Origin of the sequence: Kaistella sp. (assembly GCF_032060305.1) — a bacterium.
GTDB lineage: Bacteria > Bacteroidota > Bacteroidia > Flavobacteriales > Weeksellaceae > Kaistella > Kaistella yananensis.
Genome location: NZ_DAMBHK010000040.1, coordinates 14,363 through 16,662, shown reverse-complemented (window position 1 = coordinate 16,662; position 2,300 = coordinate 14,363). Strand labels below are relative to the sequence as shown.

The window sequence follows — 2,300 nt, the reverse complement described above, 5'->3', positions numbered from 1 at the left end:
GAATAAGGAATTGTTATTGAAGTTTCTGAAGTGAAAATTCTTTCCGTCCATACAGATTGGTCGGTTTCCCGAATCAAAATATGATAACCTTTAATTTTTCCCGAAACCGGTTTATCCCAAGTAAGTTTTGTGGAATTTGAAAGTTCTTTCACGTCCATTTTTACATTTTCAGGTTTTGATGCAGACTTTGCAAGATTGGATAAAACTGCAACATTCACAGCCGTGTTCATTTTCAGATAATCAAAATCCATGAACTCGATAAGGTCACCATACTTTTTATTATTTTCAGTTCTGATGTCCTGATGTTGATGATCGTAATTCTCGTAATAATCTGTTAACCGCACCGCTGTAAAACCATGGTTCACGAAAGGCGTATGATCTCCGCCACGTAAAAATCTGTCGTTACGGTAAATGAGTTTAACATCTATGTTTTTCACGTATTTTTCACCGGTTTCTTTCACATAACGTGCAAGTTGACGGGCCGCTCCGTCGTTTTCCAGACCTAAATTCCGGATCGCTGCTGCTGTTTTTTCGGTTTCAAAAGCTGACAATCCTTCACTGAACACCCGTAGTTTTGGTTTCCCGGCATTATTACCCGCATCAAAACTGTTATTACCGATCATGTCATTGTTTAAAACTGCTTCCAAATCCCAGTTTTCTGCTTTTGCTTTATCAGCCAACATTCGGGCACCAAGCAATCCCTGCTCTTCACCACTTACCGCGACAAAAAGAATTGAAACCGGGAATTTGGATTTGCTTAAAACTCTCGCACTTTCAATAACAGCAGCAACTCCGCTTCCATCGTCATTTGCTCCGGGCGCAAAACTTTCGGCATCCATCACATCCGAAACTCTGGAATCAAGATGTCCGGAGATGATGATCACCCGTTTATCATTGGGATCCGTACCTTTCAAAAACGCAATGGCATTACCAAGATTTGTGTCTTTATTAATTCTTTTACCATCCGGTTTTAAATCCTGATTCTGGAGGTAAACTTCCATTCGTCCATCGGCATTCCGGGCATAATTCCGGAATTTTGAAAGCACCCAGTTTCTTGCAGCTCCAATTCCCTGCTTTGGATCTGTAGTTGAGCTCATCGTATGTCGCGTCCCGAAACTAACGAGCTTTTCGACATGAGCCTTCAGCGAATCTCTGTTAACCTGACTCACATATTTTGAAATTTCAGGATCATTTTTCGTTTTTTGAGCACTTAATGCGATGGACAATAATACGATCGGCAGAATCAGTATTTTTTTCATTTCAGTTTTTTTATTTCGTTTATAAACCCGGCAACAGTTTCATCAGTTGTTGCCCAGGACGTAATTAACCGTATGGCAGATTTTTCACTGTTGATCTTTTTCCATATATAAAAATCGAAATTTTCTGAAAGCAGCTCAATCTGTTTCGCATTTAACACCGGAAAAATTTGATTGGTAAACGTTTCAGAAAGGAAATCGCACCCAATTTCTGAAAAAGCAGCCTTAATCTTCATCGCCTGTCGGTTAGCATGATCAGCCAACTCAAAATACAGGTTATCTCTCATCAACTCCTGAAACTGAATCCCCAGAAGCCTTCCTTTTGCCAGTAATGCACCTTTCTGCTTAAGATGAAATCCAAATTCATCCTGCAGTGCCGGATTATTTATTACAATTGCTTCCCCAATCAAAGCTCCGTTTTTGGTGCCACCCAAATAAAAAGCATCCGTAAATTTGGCAACTTCTGCAAATGTTACATCGTTGGTTTCCGCGGTAAGCGCATGACCGAGCCTCGCGCCGTCCATAAATAGAATCAGGTTTTTGCTCTTGCAGAATTCGTACAGCTCCTGGAGCTCTTTCTTTGAATAAATAGTGCCGGTTTCTGTGGAATTCGAGATATAAACGAGTCTCTGTTTTAACTGATGCGGAATATTCTGATGTTCATCCATCACGTTTTGTATGTCTGCTGGACGCAATTTTCCGTCGATGGTTTGCACACTATGAATTTTGTGACCGGTTGCTTCAATTGCACCCGATTCATTGGTAAAAATATGACCTGTCTGGGCAGCAACCACACTTTCATGTGACCTCAGAAAAGCAGAAATCACCGTGAGGTTGGCCTGTGTTCCGCCCGACACCAAATGTACAGCTGCATTGGGCGCATCACATTTTTCCATAATGAATTTTGCCGCCTGAAGCGAATATTCGTCAAGCCCATAGCCACTTTGTTGGGTAAGATTATGCTTAGTAAGCGCATCCAGAATTCTGGGGTGAGCACCTTCGGAGTAATCGTTTTTAAAGGAATATTTCATTTTGTTTTCTTAA

2 protein-coding genes are annotated in these 2,300 nt (G+C 41.0%); both read right to left on the bottom strand.

All coding sequences use genetic code 11. From position 1 onward, the window contains the following. Positions 1–1,259, bottom strand: a 1,259-nt coding sequence (locus V5N63_RS07205; RefSeq protein WP_332033408.1) for a M28 family metallopeptidase, incomplete at its 3' end; no start/stop codon positions are given. Continuing rightward, complete coding sequence (locus tag V5N63_RS07200) at positions 1,256–2,287, bottom strand: threonine aldolase family protein (RefSeq protein ID WP_332033407.1); 1,032 nt, start codon at positions 2,285–2,287, stop codon at positions 1,256–1,258. The genes V5N63_RS07205 and V5N63_RS07200, both read right to left, overlap by 4 nt. Positions 2,288–2,300: the final 13 nt, after the last annotated feature.

Excerpts from the sequence above, each read along its gene's own strand:
- V5N63_RS07200 (WP_332033407.1), bottom strand. The coding sequence starts at position 2,287 with ATGAAATATTCCTTTAAAAACGATTACTCCGAAGGTGCTCACCCCAGA.